This is a genomic window from Arthrobacter zhangbolii, assembly GCF_022869865.1.
In the GTDB taxonomy this organism is placed as follows: Bacteria; Actinomycetota; Actinomycetes; order Actinomycetales; family Micrococcaceae; genus Arthrobacter_B; species Arthrobacter_B zhangbolii.
Genome location: NZ_CP094984.1, coordinates 1,654,363 through 1,673,597, shown reverse-complemented (window position 1 = coordinate 1,673,597; position 19,235 = coordinate 1,654,363). Strand labels below are relative to the sequence as shown.

Annotated in this window: 16 protein-coding genes and 1 tRNA gene; 1 reads left to right on the top strand and 16 read right to left on the bottom strand. The window is 65.9% G+C overall.

Going from position 1 to position 19,235, the window contains the following annotated elements:
* Positions 1 to 4: 4 nt before the first annotated feature.
* Positions 5 to 89, bottom strand: a tRNA-Leu gene (locus tag MUK71_RS07790).
* 178 nt (positions 90 to 267) lie between these two features.
* Here MUK71_RS07790 and MUK71_RS07785 point away from each other — a divergent pair.
* Positions 268 to 861 carry an ANTAR domain-containing response regulator gene (locus tag MUK71_RS07785; RefSeq protein WP_227902269.1) on the top strand — a complete coding sequence of 198 codons (594 nt, stop codon included), beginning with the start codon at positions 268 to 270 and terminating at the stop codon, positions 859 to 861.
* 94 nt (positions 862 to 955) lie between these two features.
* Here MUK71_RS07785 and pyk read toward each other — a convergent pair whose 3' ends face one another.
* From pyk to MUK71_RS07710, 15 genes are all read right to left on the bottom strand, one after another.
* The gene (gene pyk / locus MUK71_RS07780; RefSeq protein WP_227902074.1) at positions 956 to 2,467 is read right to left on the bottom strand and encodes a pyruvate kinase; all 1,512 of its coding nucleotides are present in this window, start codon (positions 2,465 to 2,467) and stop codon (positions 956 to 958) included.
* A 218-nt stretch (positions 2,468 to 2,685) separates the two neighbouring features.
* Entirely contained in the window at positions 2,686 to 3,495 is an 810-nt protein-coding gene (locus MUK71_RS07775; RefSeq protein WP_227927905.1) for a hypothetical protein, read from the bottom strand.
* Between the two features lie 85 nt (positions 3,496 to 3,580).
* Positions 3,581 to 4,339 carry an ABC transporter permease gene (locus tag MUK71_RS07770; RefSeq protein WP_227927906.1) on the bottom strand — a complete coding sequence of 253 codons (759 nt, stop codon included), beginning with the start codon at positions 4,337 to 4,339 and terminating at the stop codon, positions 3,581 to 3,583.
* Entirely contained in the window at positions 4,336 to 5,139 is an 804-nt protein-coding gene (locus tag MUK71_RS07765; RefSeq protein WP_227927907.1) for an ABC transporter ATP-binding protein, read from the bottom strand. Before MUK71_RS07765 ends, MUK71_RS07770 begins: the two co-directional genes overlap by 4 nt.
* Positions 5,140 to 5,161: 22 nt before the next feature.
* Positions 5,162 to 5,524, bottom strand: a complete 363-nt coding sequence (locus MUK71_RS07760; protein WP_227927908.1) for a DUF1048 domain-containing protein — start codon at positions 5,522 to 5,524, stop codon at positions 5,162 to 5,164.
* Positions 5,505 to 5,876 (bottom strand): PadR family transcriptional regulator, encoded by a 372-nt coding sequence (locus MUK71_RS07755; RefSeq protein ID WP_227927909.1) that lies wholly within the window; start codon positions 5,874 to 5,876, stop codon positions 5,505 to 5,507. The genes MUK71_RS07760 and MUK71_RS07755 overlap by 20 nt, the downstream gene beginning before the upstream one ends.
* A gap of 281 nt (positions 5,877 to 6,157) precedes the next feature.
* Positions 6,158 to 7,615 carry a glutamate synthase subunit beta gene (locus MUK71_RS07750; protein WP_227927910.1) on the bottom strand — a complete coding sequence of 486 codons (1,458 nt, stop codon included), beginning with the start codon at positions 7,613 to 7,615 and terminating at the stop codon, positions 6,158 to 6,160.
* Positions 7,608 to 12,197: a glutamate synthase large subunit gene (gene gltB / locus MUK71_RS07745; protein ID WP_227927911.1), complete on the bottom strand. Its 4,590-nt coding sequence runs from the start codon at positions 12,195 to 12,197 to the stop codon at positions 7,608 to 7,610. Before gltB ends, MUK71_RS07750 begins: the two co-directional genes overlap by 8 nt.
* Positions 12,198 to 12,455: 258 nt before the next feature.
* Complete coding sequence (lgt, locus tag MUK71_RS07740; RefSeq protein WP_227902082.1) at positions 12,456 to 13,478, bottom strand: prolipoprotein diacylglyceryl transferase; 1,023 nt, start codon at positions 13,476 to 13,478, stop codon at positions 12,456 to 12,458.
* The gene (gene trpA / locus MUK71_RS07735; protein WP_227902083.1) at positions 13,478 to 14,284 is read right to left on the bottom strand and encodes a tryptophan synthase subunit alpha; all 807 of its coding nucleotides are present in this window, start codon (positions 14,282 to 14,284) and stop codon (positions 13,478 to 13,480) included. The genes lgt and trpA overlap by 1 nt, the downstream gene beginning before the upstream one ends.
* Entirely contained in the window at positions 14,281 to 15,624 is a 1,344-nt protein-coding gene (gene trpB, locus MUK71_RS07730) for a tryptophan synthase subunit beta (RefSeq protein WP_227902084.1), read from the bottom strand. Before trpB ends, trpA begins: the two co-directional genes overlap by 4 nt.
* A 61-nt stretch (positions 15,625 to 15,685) precedes the next feature.
* Complete coding sequence (gene trpC, locus MUK71_RS07725; protein ID WP_227902085.1) at positions 15,686 to 16,522, bottom strand: indole-3-glycerol phosphate synthase TrpC; 837 nt, start codon at positions 16,520 to 16,522, stop codon at positions 15,686 to 15,688.
* Entirely contained in the window at positions 16,523 to 16,816 is a 294-nt protein-coding gene (locus MUK71_RS07720; RefSeq protein ID WP_227902086.1) for an HGxxPAAW family protein, read from the bottom strand. It lies immediately after the preceding gene.
* Positions 16,817 to 16,900: 84 nt separating this feature from the next.
* Entirely contained in the window at positions 16,901 to 17,584 is a 684-nt protein-coding gene (locus tag MUK71_RS07715; RefSeq protein ID WP_227927912.1) for a Trp biosynthesis-associated membrane protein, read from the bottom strand.
* Complete coding sequence (locus MUK71_RS07710; protein WP_227927913.1) at positions 17,581 to 19,224, bottom strand: anthranilate synthase component I; 1,644 nt, start codon at positions 19,222 to 19,224, stop codon at positions 17,581 to 17,583. The genes MUK71_RS07715 and MUK71_RS07710 overlap by 4 nt, the downstream gene beginning before the upstream one ends.
* Between the last annotated feature and the right edge of the window lie 11 nt (positions 19,225 to 19,235).

The following is a 19,235-nucleotide window of genomic DNA, read 5'->3' as shown; positions in this document are numbered from 1 at the left end:
ATAGTGGTGCCCGAAGTGGGACTCGAACCCACACACCTTTCGATACTGCATTTTGAGTGCAGCGCGTCTGCCAATTCCGCCATTCGGGCGTGCCGTCTGTCACGAACAACGGGTAGTTGCCGTGTTGGACGCAAAACAACTCTACATGCGGATAGGCTGAATACGTGAACTGCCGGTGCGCCGGCAGGAGAGACCGTATCTGAGGAGCCACCTGTGTCTGAGTCCACCGAGCCCGCACCGTCTACCACTGAGGCGCCCGCCGAGGCCGTGAATGCCGCGTCCTCCAACGCACCGGCCCGCCGCGTCCTCGTCGCTGAAGATGAGACCCTGATCCGCCTCGACATTGTCGAAATCCTGACCGGCGAGGGGTACGACGTCGTTGGCGAGGCAGACAACGGCGAGAAGGCCGTGCAGCTGGCCAAGGAGCTGAAGCCGGACCTGGTCCTGATGGACGTAAAGATGCCCCTGATGGACGGGATTACCGCAGCCGAGCAGATCGTCAAGGCCCGTATTGCCCCGGTAGTGCTGCTGACTGCCTTCAGCCAGAAGGAACTGGTGGAGCGGGCACGCGAGGCCGGTGCCATGGCCTACGTGGTCAAGCCCTTCACCCCGGCGGACCTGATCCCCGCCATTGAGATTGCCCTGTCCCGCCACGAGGAGATCAAGGCCCTCGAGGAAGAGGTCACGGACCTGAAGGAGCAGTTCGCCACCCGCAAGCTGGTGGAGCGTGCCAAGTCGCTGCTGACCACCAAGATGGGACTGACCGAGCCCGAGGCCTTCCGCTGGATCCAGAAGACCTCCATGGACCGCCGCCTGAGCATGCGCGAGGTTGCCGAGACCATCATCAACCAGGTCAACTGATCTTCACGTAGCACCAAAAGCAAAGGCCCCGTCCAATCGGACGGGGCCTTTACTGTTGGTGCGGCAGGGCTGTTTCTGCGGCAAGGCCGGAAGGCTAGATGGCCTTGGCCTTGCCCTTCTTGCTGTCCTTGACCGGCCACGGGCCGACCTTTTCCTTGATCCGTTCCTGGCCTTCGTAGCGCTGGCCGGCGTCGGCGATGTCGCCTACGCGGTGCACCTTGAGGCTGTTGGTGGAACCGGCCTGTCCGGGAGGCGAACCGGCGGCGATGACCACCAGGTCATTGTCCTCCACCAGGCCCTCTTCGAGCAGCGTCCGGTCCACCTGGGCGGTCATCTGGTCGGTGTGCTCGGCGAACTCAACGAGCATGGGTGCGACACCCCAGAACAGGGTCATGTAGCGGTAGGTTTCCTCCACGGGGGTGAAGGCGAACACCGGCTTGGAGGGGCGCAGGCGGGAAAGCCGGCGGGCGGAGTCTCCGGACTGGGTGAAGGTACAGATGTACTTGGCGTCCAGCTGGTCCGAGATTTCGACGGCGGCACGCGTGATGGCACCACCGCGGGTGCGCGGCTTGGAACCCAGCGGCGGAACACGGTTCAGGCCGTGCTCCTCGGTGGACTCGATGATCCGGGCCATGGTCTCCACCGTCTCGATGGCGTACTTGCCCACGGAGGTTTCGCCGGAGAGCATTACGGCGTCGGCACCGTCCAGCACGGCGTTGGCGCAGTCGGAGGCCTCGGCGCGGGTCGGGCGGGGGTTGTCGATCATCGATTCGAGCACCTGGGTGGCCACAATCACCGGCTTGGCCCAGCGGCGGGCCAGTTCAATGGCGTTCTTCTGTACCAGGGGAACCTCTTCGAGCGGCAGCTCGACGCCGAGGTCGCCGCGGGCAACCATGATGGAGTCGAACGCGTCGATGATTTCCTCGAGGTTTGCCACGGCCTGCGGCTTCTCGATCTTGGCAATCACCGGGACGCGGCGGCCTTCCTCGTCCATGATTTCGTGCACGCGGGCAATGTCGCCGGCGTCGCGCACGAAGGAGAGGGCAACCATATCCACGCCGCGGTTCAGTGCCCAGCGGAGATCATCCTCATCCTTTTCGGACAGTGCAGGCACATTCACGGCAACGCCGGGCAGGTTAATGCCCTTGTTGTTGGACACGTTGCCGGGCACAACAACCTGGGTAACCACGGTGGTGGAGGTAACGTCTACTGCCCGCAGCTTGACCTTGCCGTCATCGATCAGCAGGAAGTCGCCGATCTTGACGTCGCCGGGCAGGCCCTTGTAGGTGGTGGAGCAGATTTCCCGGGTACCGGGAATGTCCTCGGTGGTGATGGTGAACGTATCGCCCACATTCAGGAAGTGGGGTTCCTCGGTGAACCGGCCGAGCCGGATTTTGGGTCCCTGCAGGTCGGCGAAGATGCCTACGGGCATGCCGAGCTCAGCGGAAGCCTTGCGCACGTTCTCATACGTGGCGTTGTGTACGGAGTGGTCGCCGTGGCTCATGTTCATACGGGCGACGTTCACGCCCGCGCGAAGAACCGCTACGGTATTTTCATAGCTGGCGATCGCTGGTCCAAAAGTGGCAACAATCTTTGCGCGTCTCATATTTCCCAGCCTAGTCTTCCTTGACGGTTTCCGCATGGGACCGGGGCTGCCGGGGCCGCTGTGCCGCGCGCTTGACGGCTCCGAAGCAGGTCAAATTCCGTACCGCTAGTCCGGAAGCCTGCACAAATTCCCACAGACGGGCGCAAATGGCGCCGTGCGGGCCCGCATCCGGCAGTGCGGAAGGCAAGCCGTGGGAATCTGTGCAGCCGCCATCAGCACTATCCGGGCGTACCTTCTCCTCTTTGCGCCGCCGCGGCTGCCTTGGCGCCCGCCGGGCCGGACACTGATCTCCGGAACATCACGTAGCTGAGCGCGCTGATGACTGCCAGTCCCATAAGGAAGCCGGCCGCGGTCCAGTTGCCGCCGAAGCCCAGTACCAGGGCGACCGCTACGCTCGCCGCCGCCGGAAGGTACAGCAGCCGAAAGTCGGCCTGCCTGCGGGTGAGCGGTTTCTTCGTTCCCGCGGGGCGCGGGTCCGGTTCGGGCGTTCCACCGGCGGGCTCGGCCGGCGCCCCGTACTGTGCAGAAACCGCTTCGCCGCTCGTAAAGTGCGTCGGCGGGTACTGCGCCGCCGGGTACTGGGCCGGGCCGGCCTGCGCCGGAGGATACTGCGCCGCCGGGAACTGCGCCGCCGGGTACTGGGCCGCAGGGAACTGTGCCGGGCTGTAATACCCGTCCGGCGTAGCCGGAGTGCCGACCGCGCCTTTGCCCTCCCCGCTGACCACAAACATGCTCCCGGCCTGCTTCTGGATAACCGGCCGAAGCATTCCGAGGAGGAACACTATTCCAACACTGAACACCCACGAGGGCCGGTCGGAGTTGATGGCCATCAGCACCGCCAGCCATACCAGCACTGCAATGGCGCCTACAAACAGCAGCACGCCCTTTAATCCCCGGGGATTAAACTCCACCCGCGCACCCGGACCGGCTTTTTTGGCCCTGCGGCGTGCAGGGAGGAAAACAACCAGCGTCACCAGCCCCACCGTGACGCCGATCCCGAAAACGGTCCCGATAACCCCTGCCACCATCCTGCGCTCCCCCAAATATGCGTGTCCGAAAGTACGCCTGTCCAATACCGGATCCGGTACGGACGCCACACTCTACCCGAAACGGTCAGCCGACCTTGCGGCGGTAGATGGCAATGGCGCCGGCGTAGGCAGCACCGAGGATACCCGCCAGCCAGGCCAGCGCTATCCCGAAGTCCGCGCCGACAGGTTGCTGGGCAAACAACGCCCGCATGGTGTCCACAATTGCCGTGACCGGCTGGTTCTCCGCAAACCACGCAACTGGTCCGGGCATCGTCCCGGTGGGGACAAATGCCGAGCTGATGAACGGCAGGAAGATCAGCGGGTAACTGAAGGCGCTGGCGCCGTCGACGGTTTTGGCCACCAGGCCCGCGATCACCGCCAGCCAGGTGAGCGCCAGAGTAAACAGGACCAGGATCCCGGCGACGGCGAACCAGGCCACCGGCGATGCACCGCTGCGGAACCCGATCATCACGGCCACACCGATAACCAGGGCAACCGCGGCAAGGTTTGCGCTCACCGAGGTGAGTACATGCGCCCAGAGCACCCCCGAGCGGGCAATGGGCATCGACTGGAAGCGTTCGAACATGCCGTCCCGCTTGTCGAGGAACAACCGGTAGGCCGTATAGGCGACACCGGAGGCAACGGTGATCAGCAGGATGCCGGGGAGCATGTAGTTGATGTAGGCCTCACCCGATCCGGTGCTGATGGCGCCGCCGAAGACGTAGACAAACATCAGCATCAGGGCGACCGGGGTGACGGCAGTGGTGATCACGGTATCCGGGCTGCGGAGCACATGCCGCAGGGAGCGGCCGGTCAGGGCGGCGGTATCGCTGAGGGCAGTCATCGGCTTTCCCTTTCTTCCGCGGTCGGAGTCCGGCCGGTGTCGCCGACCAGGGCGAGGAAGACGTCCTCGAGGGACGCCTGCTTGGTGACGTACTCAGTCTTGGCCGGCGGAAGGAGCTGCTGCAGCTCGGACAGGGTGCCGTTCCGGATGATGACGCCCTGGTGCAGGATCCCGATGCGGTCGGCGAGCTGCTCCGCCTCGTCCAGGTACTGCGTGGTGAGCAGGACAGTGGTTCCGGCCGCGGCCAGTTCCCGGACGGCGTGCCACACCTCGTTGCGTGCCTGGGGGTCCAGGCCGGCGGTCGGCTCGTCCAGGAAAATCACTCCCGGCTCCCCGATCAGGCTCATCGCGATATCGAGGCGTCGCCGCATTCCGCCGGAATAGGTGCCCGCCCTGCGGGTCCCCGAGTCGGTGAGCGCAAACCGGGCGAGCATCTCGTCCGCAACCGCACCCGGATTCTTCCGGTGGCGCAGTTTGGCGATGAGGACCAGGTTCTCCCGGCCCGTCAGCACGTCATCAACCGCCGTGAACTGGCCGGTCAGGCTGATGGAGCGGCGCACATCGGCGGGCTGGGTTCCGACGTCGAAGCCGGAGACCGCGGCGGTCCCGGCGTCGGCGGCCAACAAAGTAGAGAGAATCCGCACGAGCGTTGTTTTTCCCGCACCATTGGAGCCCAACAGTGCGAAGATACTGCCTGCACTTACGTCAAAGTCGACTCCGCGCAGCACCTGCAGATCCCGGAACGATTTTTCAATGCCCTCTACCCGGATGGCGGGGTCAAGGGTGTGGTTGGTACGCATAGCCGGTCTCCAATCCCGGTGGTTATGCCTCTCCCTCGGACCGGTCGATGGTGTCGACCAGGCGCCTGCGCTCCTTGTCGATCCACTGGCCGTCCGCATAATTCGCGATGAAGGCCTCTGCAAACTCCACCGGATCCTCACCGACGACGCCGCGGATAGGCGTCCCGTCGACGGCGGCGCGCTCAATCAGGTCAGCGAGGTCTTCGAGCATCTGGATATAGACGTCGCCCTTGGCGATTGGTCCCGCGTACATAAAGTAGCGCTCGAGGCCGTCCATGGCGGTCCGGTATCCCGCAGGCAGCTGGGCCTTGCGCTGCTTGAAGCGGCGCCAGCGCCTTTTATCCTCAAACGGTCCGGTCACAAGCTCAATCCATTTCGCGGCCATCATTGCCTCCCGTGTTGTGCGGCTGTTGGACGTCCCACTGCAGGTGTTCTATCCGTGCCGTCAGAAAGCTCCAGCTGCCCCAGAACTCACGGAGGTAATCCGCACCTTGTGCGTTCAGGGTGTAAACCTTGCGCGCCGGCCCCTTTTCCGAGGGCACCTTCTCGACGTCGACGAGACCGCGTTTTTCGATCCGGAGCAGGAGGGCGTATACGGTGCCCTCGGCAATATCGCTGAAGCCCTGATCCCGGAGCCGTGCCGTGATGTCGTAACCGTAGGCCGGATTCGCGGCAATGAGGGCCAGGACAATGCCTTCGAGGGTGCCCTTGAGCATCTCCGTCATCTGTTTGCCCATGGACCGCCCCTGCTCACGTCAACTACCTAGTGTTACTGACTACCACTAGACAGTAACACCAGGTAGCGGCGGCGGGAAGTGGGCCAGGCAGAAGATTCCGGGGCATGGGATCCGCACGGCATTCCGGAGCACCAAAAAGGCCCGAAGGCCCAGCGCCTGGGCTGGGCCTTCGGGCCTGTTCGGTCGTAGCTGTGTTTTCTGTCGTGACTGTGTGTTCTGTCGTAACTGTGTGTTGTCGTACCTCGAGCAGCCGGTCTGCACTTCGGGGACCGGCAGCGGGCCTACAGCGGAGTGATGGCCCGGTCCGTCGGAGCCACCGGCGCCGGCAGCCGGGTGGAGCCCATCAGCCACTGGTCCACGGCTGCAGCCGCTGCCCGGCCCTCCGCAATGGCCCAGACAATGAGGGACTGCCCGCGTCCGGCGTCGCCCGCCGCGAACACACCGGGAGTGCCGGTCATGTAGTAACCGTCCCGGATCACGTTGCCGCGGTCATCGAACTCCGCGGAAACCTGTTCGGCCAGGCCTGCCGGTTCCGGACCCGTGAAGCCCAGGGACAGGAAGACCAGGTCGGCGGGGATGACCCGCTCGGTGCCGGCCTTCGGCAGGCGCTTTCCGTCCACAAACTCCGTTTCGGCCACCTTGACGCCGGTCAGCTTCCCGTCCTCCCCCACAAACTCGACGGTGGAGGCAAGGTAGGTCCGTTCCCCGCCCTCTTCATGGGCACTGGCCACCTCGAACAGCGTCGGGTACATCGGCCACGGCTGGTGCGCGGCACGCTCGGCGGGCGGCTGCTGGCCAATCGCCAGGGTTGTGACGGACGCTGCCTGCTGCCGGTGGGCGGTACCCAGGCAGTCGGCACCCGTGTCGCCGCCACCCAGGATCACCACATGCTTGCCCTCGGCGCTGATCTGGTTCTTCACCCTGTCCCCGGCCACGGCCTTGTTGGACTGGACCAGGTAGTCCATGGCGAAGTGCACGCCGGTCAGGTCCCGTCCGGGGATGGGCAGGTCGCGGGGCACGGTGGCGCCGGTGGCAATTACCACGGCGTCATAGCGGCGGCGCAACTGCTCCCAACTGATGTCCTTGCCCACTTCCACACCGGTGCGGAACCGCGTGCCTTCGGTGCGCATCTGCTCCAAGCGGCGGTCCACCTGGATTTTTTCCATCTTGAAGTCCGGGATGCCGTAGCGCAGCAGCCCGCCAATGCGGTCGTCACGTTCGTAGACGGCCACGGTGTGGCCGGCCCGGGTGAGCTGCTGGGCGGCTGCCAGTCCGGCGGGCCCAGAGCCGACGACGGCGATGGTGCGGTCCGTGAGCCGCTCCGGCGGGTGCGGGGTTACCCAGCCTTCACCCCAGGCTTCATCAATGATGGATACCTCCACCTGCTTGATGGTGACCGGCGGCTGGTTGATGCCCAGCACGCAGGACGCCTCGCAGGGTGCCGGGCAGAGCCGTCCGGTGAACTCCGGGAAGTTGTTCGTGGCGTGCAGCCGTTCAATGGCCTCCGCGCCCTTGCCCCGCCAGGTCAGGTCATTCCATTCCGGAATGAGGTTGCCCAGCGGGCAGCCCTGGTGGCAGAACGGAATGCCGCAGTCCATGCAGCGCCCGGCCTGTGCCTTCAGCACACCCTTCTCCTGCGCTTCGTAGACTTCCTTCCAGTCCATGATGCGCACCGGCACGGGGCGCCGGGGCTGGGTTTCGCGTTCGCGTACCTTCAAGAATCCGCGTGGGTCAGCCACCGGTAACCTCCAAAATCTGAGTCCATGCTTCAGCGCCGTCGGGATCGAGTCCCGCTTCCACAGCCGAGGCGCGGGCGCCGAGCACTGCCGCATAGTCCCGCGGCAGCACCTTGGTAATCCGGGACACGGTGTCCTCGAAGTTCTCCAGCAGTTTGCGTGCCAGATCGGATTCGGTTTCCTCGACGTGCCGGACCAGCAGGCCGCGGACAATGTCGATGTCCTCCGCATCCGGAGCCTCCAGGCGCAGTTCCCCGCGCTCCAGGCTTTCCTTATTGACCTTCGCCTGCACCAGGTCGATGACAAACGCGGTGCCGCCGGACATGCCGGCGCCGAAGTTGCGTCCGGTCGGGCCCAGGATCAGGGTCTGTCCCCCGGTCATGTATTCGCAGCCGTGGTCGCCGATGCCTTCAACCACGGCGGTGGCCCCGGAGTTGCGGACCAGGAAGCGTTCGCCCACCTGGCCGCTGAGGAACATCTCCCCGCTGGTCGCGCCGTAGCCGATCACGTTGCCGGCAATGACGTTGCGGTCGGCGGCAAACACGTTCCCGCGGTCCGGGCGGACGATGATCCGGCCCCCGGAGAGGCCCTTGCCCACGTAGTCATTCGAATCGCCGAACAGGCGCAGGGTGATGCCTGCCGGGAGGAATGCCCCGAGCGACTGGCCGGCCTGGCCGGTAAGGGTGATGTCGATGGTGTCCGGTGCCAGGACATCGGTACCGAAGGTTTTGGTGACCGTGTGACCGAGCATGGTGCCCACCGACCTGTCGGTGTTCACCACATCCAGGGCAATCCGCACCGGTGCACGGTTCTGCAGCGCATCTGCGCTCATCTCGATCAGCTTGTTGTCGAAGTGCAGATCCAGTTCGTGGTTCTGCGACACCATGTTCCGCAGCGGAGCACCGGGGTCCACCTCGGCGCCGCGCAGGATCGGCTCCAGGTCCAGCCCGTCGGCCTTCCAGTGGTCAATCGCTGCCCGGGTGTCCAGCAGTTCGGTGTGTCCGATCGCTTCTTCCAGGGTGCGGAACCCGAGCTCGGCCAGGATTTCGCGGATTTCCTCGGCAATGAATTCGAAGAAGTTCACCACGAACTCCGGCTTGCCGGTGAAGCGGCTGCGCAGTTCGGGGTTCTGCGTAGCCACGCCCACCGGGCAGGTATCCAGGTGGCAGACCCGCATCATGATGCAGCCCGACACCACCAGCGGCGCGGTGGCGAAGCCGAATTCCTCCCCGCCCAGCAGCGCGGCAATCACTACGTCCCGCCCGGTCTTCAGCTGGCCGTCCACCTGGACCACTACGCGGTCCCGGAGTCCGTTGAGCATCAGCGTCTGCTGGGTTTCGGCCAGGCCGAGCTCCCAGGGCGCACCGGCGTGCTTGAGCGAGTTCAACGGCGAGGCGCCCGTGCCTCCGTCGTGCCCGGACACCAGTACGACGTCGGCCTTGGCCTTGGTCACGCCGGCCGCCACGGTGCCGATTCCGGCTTCGGACACGAGCTTGACGTGCACGCGGGCTGACGGGTTGGAGCGCTTCAGGTCATAGATCAGCTGCGCCAGGTCTTCGATGGAGTAGATGTCATGGTGCGGCGGCGGGGAAATGAGCCCCACGCCCGGGGTGGAGTGCCGGGTGCGGGCCACCCAGGGGTAGACCTTCTGGGCCATCAGCTGGCCGCCCTCGCCGGGCTTGGCGCCCTGTGCCATTTTGATCTGCAGGTCTTCGGCGTTGGTCAGATACAGGCTGGTGACGCCGAACCGGCCGGAGGCAATCTGCTTGATGGCCGAACGGCGCTCGGGATCCAGCAGCCGCTCCACGTCTTCCCCGCCCTCACCGGTGTTGGACTTCGCGCCCAGCCGGTTCATGGCAATGGCCAGGGTTTCGTGGGCTTCCTTGGAGATGGAGCCGTAGCTCATGGCACCGGTGGAGAAGCGCTTGACGATGCTGGAGACCGGCTCCACCTCGTCCAGCGGCACGGGCGGACGCTCCCCCCTGCGGAAGTCCAGCAGGCCGCGCAGGGTCATCAGGTTCTTCGACTGGTCATTAACACCGTTGGTGTAGGCCTTGAACACGTCGTACCGGCGCTCACGCGTGGCGTGCTGCAGCCGGAACACCGTCTCGGGGTTGAACAGGTGCGGCGGGCCTTCGCGCCGCCACTGGTATTCACCGCCGTTGTCCAGCGCACGGTGCGGCTCCTCCACGCCGTCGCCGGGGTACGCCTCGGCGTGCCGGGCGCCGGCTTCGGCGGCAATGACGTCCAGTCCGACGCCGCCGAGCTGGGTCTGCGTGCCGTGGAAGAACTCGTCCACCAGTTCCTGGCCGAGGCCGATCGCCTCGAAGGTCTGGGCGCCGCAGTAGGAGGCCACGGTGGAGATGCCCATTTTGGACATGATCTTCAGGACGCCCTTGCCCAGGCCCTTGATCAGGTTGGTGACGGCCTCTTCACGGGTGACACCGGTGATGTCTCCGTTGCGGACCAGTTCCTCGCAGCTTTCCATGGCCAGGTACGGGTTCACAGCTGACGCACCGTAGCCGATGAGCACGGCCACGTGATGCACCTCGCGCACGTCTCCGGCCTCCACGAGGAGGGAGATCTTGGTGCGGTTGGCGCTCTTGAGCAGGTGGTGGTGCACGGCGGAGAGCAGCAGCAGGGACGGGATCGGCGCCCACTGGGCGTTGGAATCCCGGTCCGAGAGGACAATGTACTGCACACCGCGGTTCACGGCGCCGGAGACCTTTTCACAGATTTCGCTGATCCGGGCCCGCAGTTCCGCTTCGCCGCCCTGGGGGCGGTACAGGCCGCGGACCTTCAGCGCGATCCGTTCGCCGTCCTCATCGGTGAGGTTGGCGATCTTCGCCAGCTCGTCATTGTTGATGACCGGGAACTTCAGCGCCACCTGGCTGGTTTTCACCTGTTTCAGCGAGAGCAGGTTGCCGTTGGGCCCAATGGAGGCCTGCATGGAGGTGACCAGTTCCTCGCGGATAGCGTCCAGCGGCGGGTTGGTCACCTGGGCGAAGGACTGCACAAAGTAGTCAAAGAGCAGCCGCGGCCGCTTGGAGAGCACCGCAATGGGGGTATCCGACCCCATGGCGCCGAGCGGCTCGGCACCGGTGCGGGCCATCGGGCCCAGCAGGATGCGCAGTTCCTCCTGCGTGTAACCGAAGGTCCGCTGGCGGCGGTTGATGGAGGCCTTGGTGTGCAGGACGTGCTCGCGTTCGGGCAGTTCCTCCAACCGGACCTGGTTCTCCTTCACCCAATCCGCCCAAGGGTTGGCGGCGGCTATTTCGGACTTGATTTCCTCGTCTTCAATCAGCCGGCCCTCGGCGGTGTCCACCAGGAACATCTTGCCGGGCGAGACACGGCCCTTGCGGACCACCGTGGCCGGGTCAATATCCACCACGCCGACTTCGGAGGCCAGGACCACCAGGCCGTCATCGGTGACCCAGTACCGGGCCGGGCGCAGGCCGTTGCGGTCCAGCACCGCACCCACCTGGGTGCCGTCGGTGAAGGAGACGGCAGCGGGACCGTCCCACGGCTCCATCAGCATGGAGTGGTACTGGTAAAACGCCCGGCGGGCCGGGTCCATGGTGGCATGGTTTTCCCACGCCTCCGGGATCATCATCATGATCGCGTGGGTAATGGGCCGCCCGGAGAGCATCAGCAGCTCCGCCACCTCGTCAAAGGACGCTGAATCGGAGGCCCCGGGGGTACAGATGGGGAACAGTTCCTCCGGCGTCTGCCCCAGCAGCGGGTTCTTCATCTGGGACTGCCGGGCGCGCATCCAGTTGCGGTTGCCCTTGACCGTGTTGATCTCACCGTTGTGGGCAATGGTGCGGAACGGCTGGGCCAGCGGCCAGGACGGGAAGGTGTTGGTGGAAAAACGTGAGTGGACAATGCCCAGCTTGGTCTTGAACCGCGGGTCGGACAGGTCCGGGAAGAACGGTTCCAGCTGCGCGGTGGTGACCATGCCCTTGTAGACCATGGTCTTGGAGGACAGCGAGGGGAAGTAGACACCGAACTTGTTCTGCGACCGCTTCCGGACGCGGAAGGCCCGGGCATCCAGGTCTTCGGTGCCGAGGCCTTCTTCGGGGGCCAGGAATACCTGGACGAAGTAGGGCATGCACGCCCGGGACATGGCGCCGACCAGATCGGCGACCACGGGGACTTCACGCCAGCCCAGTACCTGCAGGCCTTCGGAGGCGGCAATGGCTTCCACCCCGGCCCGGGCGGTGTGCTGTTCGCGGTCTTCGGTAGGCAGGAACGCGGTTCCCACGGCGTAGCCGCCGGCTGCGGGGAGTTCAAAATCCACCACGGCCCGCAGGAATTCGTCCGGTACCTGGGTGAGCAGGCCCGCGCCGTCGCCGGTTCCTTCATCGGCGCCCACGGCACCGCGGTGCTCGAGGTTGCGCAGGGCGGTGAGGGCGGCGTCGACAATCCCGTGGGTGGGCTCGCCTCGCAGGGTGGCGATGACCGCCAGGCCGCAGGCGTCCTTCTCGTTTTCGGCCCGGTACAGACCGGAGTCCTCCGGGAGCGCGGCAAAGCGGGTGAAAGGTGACACGACGGTGTCGGAAAAAGCAGACAGGGAATCAGTCATAAGAAGTGAGTCCTTCCCCCTTATTAGAGCGTCGGGAGGGGACAACGCTGGCCCCACGGCGGGAAATCCTCAGGGGGATCCTCCGCGGCGTTTATTGATTCTACGGCTCACTTCGTCCCGGAAAACCGGAAAATCCGGTTCCACTGGGAATCCTGCCTGCCGTGACCGGCGCTTTCCGGATGGGTCTCCCGGGCTGCAGCCGTTGGCGCCACTTCAATGTGGCTACCGCCTGCAGCACCGGGAGGTAACCCGGAGTTCTTAGGCGGGAGGTCCGTTGTCCTTGGACCGGTGAGGATGGGACTCCTCGGTTTTTGTCTCTGCGAGATTAGCACGCACGGGGCGCCCGGATGACGCCGATTCCGATTTCGCGGCTTCTGTTTCGTTCTTGTTATCCGGGAGCTCAGCGGCTGGTTCGCGGCCGGGAAGGTACAGGGAACCCTCACCGCCCTTGCGTGCCTTGATTGTCAGGTAAACAAACATGGCCAGGGAGGCAATGAGCAGGGCTGCACTGGTCCACACATTAAGCCGTTGTGTGACGCCAAAAAGCGTAATCATTTCGGCGTCATCAATGCGCAGCAGCTCAATCCAGAGGCGCCCCAGGGTGTAGAAGGCCACGTAGAGCCAGACCAGCCGTCCGCCACGGAGCCTGAACCGGCGGTCCAGAAGCAGTAGCAGTGCCACGCCGGCCAGGTTCCACAGCGATTCATAAAGGAAGGTCGGGTGGAACAGGGTGCCGGGTGCGGCGTCGGCGGGGAAGTTGGGGTTGTCCGCGTCAATTTCCAAGCCCCAGGGCAGGTCTGTTTCCGCGCCGAAGAGTTCCTGGTTGAACCAGTTTCCCCACCGTCCCACAGCCTGGGCCAGGAGCAGGCCCGGAGCAGCGGCGTCGGCGAAGGTGGAGAGCTTGATGCCCGCCCGCCGGCACCCGATCCAGGCACCCACAGCGCCCAGTGCCACGGCACCCCAGATCCCCAGCCCGCCCCGCCAGATCTGCGGAATGAGGGCAAGGTCCCCGTCCGCCCCGAAGTAGGCGTCCGGAGAGGAAATGACGTGGTAGAGCCGCCCGCCGATGATGCCGAAGGGAATGGCCCAGATGGCAATGTCCCAGACATCGTCCGTGTTCAGGCCACGGGCCTTCCAGCGCCGGGAGGTCAGCCACAGACCCGCGACGATGCCGGCCAGGATGCACAGGGCGTAGACATGGATGGTCAGCGGCCCCAGCGAAAAGCTGCTGAAGTCGGAGGAGGGGCTGGGGATGCCCGCAGGCACCGGCATCAGGTTCATTAACGGGCCTTCGGGGTTCCGGAGTGCAGTTCACGGGTTAGCTCGGCCACGGCCGGGACGCCGCCGTCGCGCAGGGCGGCCACCAGGGCAGTGCCCACAATGACACCGTCGGCGTAGGCGCCGATTTCGCGGACATGCCCGGCCCGCGAAACGCCCAGGCCTACGCATACCCGCTCCGCGCCGGCGGCACGGGCGGCGCTGACTACGTCCCGGGCGGCGTCGCTGACGCTGTCCCGGGCGCCGGTGACACCCATGATGGAAACGGCATAGACAAAGCCGCGGCTCGCTGCGACGGTGCTCTTCATACGGGCCTCGGTAGAGGACGGTGCCACCAGGAACACCCGGTCCAGGCCGTACTTATCCGAGGCCGCGAACCATTCGGTGGCCTCGTCCGGCACCAGGTCCGGAGTGATGAGTCCGGCTCCCCCGGCCTCGGCCAGGCGGCGGGAAAACTCATCCACGCCCATCCGCACCACGGGGTTCCAGTACGTCATAACCAGCACGGCTGCGTCGGTGGCCGCCGTAATACCGGCAACGACGTCGAATACCTCGGCCACGCGGAAACCGTCGGCCAGGGCCTGGGTGGTGGCGGCCTGGATGACGTGGCCGTCCATGACCGGGTCCGAGTACGGAATGCCGATTTCAATCAGGTCGGCACCGTTCTCCGCCAGGGCAATACCCGCGGCGATGGTTTCCGCCACGGTGGGGTATCCGGCGGGCAGGTAGCCGATCAGCGCGGCGCGGCCTTCGGCAGCCGCCCGGTCAATGGCGGCCGCGGCCTTGCTCTGCCGGACTTCGGTGCTCACAGCTGTTCCCCTTCTTTGCCGATCTCGGCTTCGGCTGACTGGTCATCCAGCAGGTTGAACCATTCAGCGGCGGTGGCCACGTCCTTGTCGCCGCGGCCGGAGAGGTTAACCAGCACGATCTTTTCGGACGCGTCGCCTTCTTCCGCGAGCCTGCGGCCCACCTTGATGGCCCCGGCCAGGGCGTGCGCGGATTCGATGGCGGGAATGATCCCCTCCGTGCGGCACAGCAGCTGGAAGGCGTCCATGGCTTCGGCGTCGGTGATGGGTTCATAGCTGACCCGGCCGATGTCGGAGAGGTAGGAATGCTCCGGACCTACGCCGGGGTAGTCCAGGCCGGCGGAGATGGAATGCGATTCGACGGTCTGGCCGTCCTCATCCTGCATCAGGTAGGACCGCGCGCCGTGCAGCACACCCGGGCGGCCCAGGGTGATGGTGGCGGCGTGGCGGCCGGTTTCAACCCCGTCGCCGCCGGCCTCGAAGCCGTAGATTTTCACTGACGGATCATCCAGGAACCCGTGGAAGATGCCGATGGCGTTGGAGCCGCCGCCAATGCATGCGCAGACTGCATCCGGCAGCCGGCCGGTCTGCTCCAGCATCTGGGCGCGGGCTTCCTCGCCGATGACTTCGTGGAAGTACCGCACCATGGCCGGGAACGGGTGCGCCCCCGCGGCGGTGCCGAGCAGGTAATGAGTGTTGTCCACGTTGGCCACCCAGTCCCGCAGGGCCTCGTTGATGGCGTCCTTCAGGGTTTCGGAGCCGTTGGTCACCGGAATGACCTTCGCGCCGAGCAGTTCCATCCGGGCAACGTTCAGGGCCTGGCGGCGGCAGTCCTCTGCCCCCATGTAGACCACACACTCCAGCCCCAGCAGGGCTGCGGCGGTGGCGCTGGCGACACCGTGCTGGCCGGCACCGGTCTCGGCAATCACCCGGGTCTTGCCCATCCGCTTGGCGAGCAAGGCCTGGCCCAGGACGTTGTTGATCTTGTGTGAACCGGTGTGGTTGAGGTCCTCGCGCTTGAGGAAGATCCGCACCCCGCCGGCATGCTCCGCAAAGCGTTTGGCCTCCGTGAGCAGGGACGGACGGCCGGAGTAGTTCTTGTTCAGGTCCGCAACCTGGGCAGTGAACTCCGGGTCGGCCTTGGCCTTCTCGAAGGTCTCTTCCAGCTCGTCGAGGGCCGCAATCAGGGATTCGGGCATCCATCGGCCGCCGTACTCGCCGAAATACGGACCGGAGGCATGGCGGAGGGAGGCTCCCCCGCTGAGGAAGGCCTCGGTGACGCTTCCTGATCCGGTCTCTGCGGCAGCGCCCGCTGCCTGTGCCTGTTCCGACTTCCCGATCATGGGGTTTCTGTCCTGTCCTGCTTGAGCCCGGGCTATCGCTGCCCGGACAGGGAGTTTGGAGCTATGGGTTGGCTTCCACGGCGCCGCGCGCGGCAATGGCGCCTGCCCCCGCTGCGGTGAATTCGCCGATGGTCTGTGCCGGGGTGGCGTGCTTTACCAGCGCCTCACCCACCAGCACCGCGTTTGCCCCGTGGGAGGCATAGTGTTCGACGTCGGCGGCGTCACGGACACCGGACTCGGCAATCACCACGGGCCCGGCGGGAATGCTGCCGGCGAGCGAGGCGAACACCGAACGGTCGACGTCGAGCGTCTTGAGGTTGCGGACGTTGATGCCGATGATCCGGGCACCCAGCGCCACGGCGCGCTCGACTTCCTCAGGGGTGTGCGTCTCCACGAGGGCGTTCATGCCCAGCTCGTGGGTGAGGTCGAGGAAACTGCGCAGCTGCGCGTCGTCCAGCGCCGCCACGATCAGCAGGATCAGGTCCGCGCCGTGTGCCCGCGCCTCCCAGATCTGGTACTCGTCAACGGTGAAGTCCTTGCGCAGGACCGGAATTCCTACCGCGGCGCGGACGGCGTCCAGGTCCGCCAGCGAGCCGCCGAACCGGCGCTCCTCGGTGAGGACGCTGATAACGGCCGCTCCCCCGCGCTCGTAGCTGGCAGCGAGGGCAGCCGGGTCCGCAATGTCGGCCAGGGCGCCCTTTGAGGGGCTGCTGCGCTTGACCTCGGCGATGACCCGCAGCTCGGTACGCGGATCAGCGTTTCCGCCGAGCGCCGCGAAGGCATCAAGCGGCGCCGGAGCCAGGGCAGCGGCGTCGCGCACCTGCTCCAGCGATACGCCCTGCCGGCGCCGGGAGAGATCTTCCCGGACGCCGGCAATGATGTCGTCGAGAACGCTCACCTAGTGGCTGCTGTTCTTCAGCTTTGATCCGTTGACGCCGTAGCCTGCCTTGCGCATGATGAAGCCCACAACCAGGCCGATGAGCATCACGGCGATGCCGGCGAAGAAGCCGACGAAGCTGGCCATGATGTAGGCGACGGATGAAACAGCGGCACCAACGATCATGATGAGGACGCAGGTCCAGGCGGCGGGGGTGTTGCCGTGCCCAATGGTCTCGTCGTGGATGCTGGCGTGGGCTTCGCCCTCGTTTTCCTGGCCGGCTTCGAGGCGCTGGTCAGTGGTGTTTGTGCTCATGGTGAATCTCCTCATTAACGAATCTGGGTTCCATTCTGCCATTAGCTGGACGGAAACCCTCTTATATGTAGCTTTGGTGCGGGTCTATTTGTCGGTCGGGTCTTCGCCGCGGGAGAGCTGGTCCCAGCCGTCAATCTCGTCCACGGGTTCCGCGTCCCGGTCATTGCTGCCGGCTGCGGCGTCTCCGGGGGTGTTCGCGCCGGTTCCGCCCTCGCGGTCCCCCGCGGCACCTGCCGCCGGCGCAGCATAGCGGCGCGGGGTGCTCCAGTGCCGTCCCGCGAGGGAGAGCCAGACACCGGCCAGGGCAATGAGGATGCCGATCACCAGTGCCACATACGGCATGGCGGTCACTTCCACCGCGGTGCCCTCGGCGGAGCTGACGCCGATGGCCTTGCCAATGGCGCCGGCGGCGCCCTGGAGCGGGTCGCTGATGATCCGGTAGCTGGCCACCGCCACTCCGATGCCGGAGATCACCAGGATCACGCCGATGATCCAGCGGGCAATCCGTCCGGCAATGGCGGCTGCCAGGGCGGCGGCCACGGCCACGACGGCGAAGGCGGTGACTGCGGTGGCCGCGTCACTGCCGGCGACAGCCACATCCGGGGTCACGACGTCGGTGGCCGGGAGTGTGACGTTCAGCCAGGTGCGGGTTGTGGTGCCGAAGGCGAGGGCCGCCAGCAGGACGGTTCCCATCACAACGGTTGCCTTGCGCCGCCAGCGGGGTGCCGGCGGGGTGGAGCGGGATGATGCGGCGGGCGTGGTGCTCACTTGTCTGCTTCCTGGGGTACGGATTCCTGCGGGCGGGTGGTGGGTGCGGAGGGCGCGGATGTGCGGTCCGCCGGTTTACCCGGTCCGGTTTCACCCGGTGCGGCGACAGTCTTCAGCGAGCCGGCGATGAGCGCCGCCCGGAGGGGTGCGGCCGCCTTGTTGACGGTTTCCTGTGCTTCGGCTTCCAGATCAGAGTCGTTGACGATTCCGCCGCCGGCCTGCACGTAGGCCTTTCCATCCCGCAGCAGCGCCGAGCGGATGGCGATGGCCATATCCATGTCTCCGGCGAAGTCCAGGTATCCGACCACGCCGCCGTAGATGCCGCGGCGGTGCGGCTCAACTTCGTCGAGCAGGCGCAGGGCCCGCGGCTTCGGCGCACCGGAGAGGGTGCCCGCTGGGAAGGTGGCCGCGAGGACGTCGTAGGCCGTGGAGGTGTCGGCCAGGCGCCCGACGACGGTGGAGACCAGGTGCATGATGTGGCTGAACCGTTCCACTTCCATGAACTGGGTGACGTCGATGCTGCCGGGGCGGCAGACCTTGGAAAGGTCGTTGCGGGCCAGGTCCACCAGCATCAGGTGCTCGGCGCGTTCCTTTTCGTCTTCCAGCAGTTCCTCGGCCAGTGCCCGGTCCAATTCGGAGGTCCGGCCGCGGGGGCGGGAGCCGGCAATCGGGTGGGTGATGACATCGCGGCCGGTGACTGTCACCAGGGCCTCCGGCGAGGATCCCACCACGTTGAACGGGTTGCCGTGGGCGTCTTCGAAGTTGAAGAGGTACATGTAGGGGCTGGGGTTGGTGGTGCGCAGGACCCGGTAGACGTCCAACGCCGCAGCACGGCACTCGGCCTCGAAGCGGCGTGAAATGACCACTTGGAACACTTCACCGTCCACGATGGCCTGTTTGCCCCGCTGTACTGCCCGGGTGTAGTCGGGTTTCGGCCAGCTTTCCTTGACGTTGGCGGTCAGGTCGGCGGCGTCGACTCCGCCTGCGGGCAGCACGGACACTGCCTGTGGTGTGGGTGCCGCGAGGCGGTCGAGCATGGAGCGCAGGCGGCCGACGGCGTCATGCCACGCCTCATCGACCCGCTCGTCCGAACCGTCGAAGTTAATGGCATTGGCAACCAGCGTCACCGTGCCGTCACTGTTGTCATGGATGGCCATGTCCGAGACCAGGTTCATGGCGATTTCCGGCAGGTCCAGGTCATCCGCGGGCGGGTTGGGCAGCTTTTCCCAGTGCCGCACGGTTTCCCAGCCGACAAAACCCACCATGCCGGAGGTGAACGGGGGAACCTCGTCGAAGCGGTCAGTGGCCAGCAGCTCCACGGTCCGGGCCAGGGCTTCCACCGGGCTGCCATCCACGGGAACACCTGCCGGCGGCTGGCCGAGCCAGTGCGCTTTTCCATCCAGGGTGGTCAGGGTGGCCCGGGAGCGGGCGCCGATGAAGGAGTACCGGGACCAGACGCCGCCGGACGCGGCGGATTCCATCAGGAAGGTTCCCGGCTCGCCGTTGGTGAGCTTGCGGTAGATCCCGATAGGGGTGTGTGCGTCCGCCAGGACCGTCAGGCGGACCGGGATGACCCGGCGGTCGGCGGCCAGGGACCGGAATTCCTCCAGGCCGGGGCGGATGGCTCCAAGATCGCGCATGGTGTTCTGCT